This is a genomic window from Fructilactobacillus sp. X2R1C1, assembly GCF_059901435.1.
The window spans coordinates 1-859 of the sequence record NZ_JBWXUV010000009.1; the positions used below are offsets into that span (position 1 = coordinate 1).

Consider the following 859-nt stretch of genomic DNA (forward strand, 5'->3'; position numbering starts at 1 on the left):
TCTATATCCTGTAGGTGATTACGGAACAATGATTCAAGATTTGAATAGTATCATTGACAATAATGTAACTTTTAATCCTGAAACTATTAAGAAATCAGTTGATTTTGCTTACCCCCAAAACTATGAAAATAGATTTATTAAAGCTTTACAAGGCTTTTCTAACTAGAGGTGTGTTGATTTGAAAAATAAAGTAACAATCGTCGTCGCTTTATCTGGGAGAGGTGGAGTAGAAACGGTTATTGACCATGTTATGCATGATAATTTAATCACTAAGAGCTTAGATCTTTCATTATTTGGCTATAATCGATTCGAATTTCATGATCTTGAAAATAAATTGAAAGGATTGAAGACTAATTATACAAATATGTCCTCAAAGTTTTTGTGTCTGATGAGATATTTGCATTTTCTTATTACATATGATGGCGATGCACTTATAATTACTAATCCGGTTCAAATTTTATTTGCAAAATACGTTAAAATTATTTTTAGAAAAAAGTATAAAGTTATTTCGTGGATTCATACTGCTTTAATTCAAAACGGTTTAAAAGAACGGGTATGGATGATTAAAATGGCAGATGATCATCTTGTTATTTCATCTGGAATAAGAGATGAAATGATCCATGCTGGAGTTAATCCAACAAGTATACAGATAATTTACAATCCAGTTAAAAAAGAAAAAAAGACCATTGTCCCTGACTCTAAAGTATGTAAGTTCATATATATTGGGAGATTAGAAGCTAAAAATCAAAAGAATTTATTTCCTCTTATCAATCTTTTAAGTAAAACGTCTGGCAATTGGGAACTAGATGTATATGGCAGTGGTAATGATATGGAAAAGCTAGAGAAGTTTGTTGATAGT

Annotated in this window: 1 pseudogene; it reads left to right on the forward strand. The window is 30.0% G+C overall.

The annotated features are described in order from the left end of the window. Nucleotides 1-178: 178 nt before the first annotated feature. Nucleotides 179-859: pseudogene (locus AC6UDG_RS07205) on the forward strand (hypothetical protein); the annotation flags it as partial.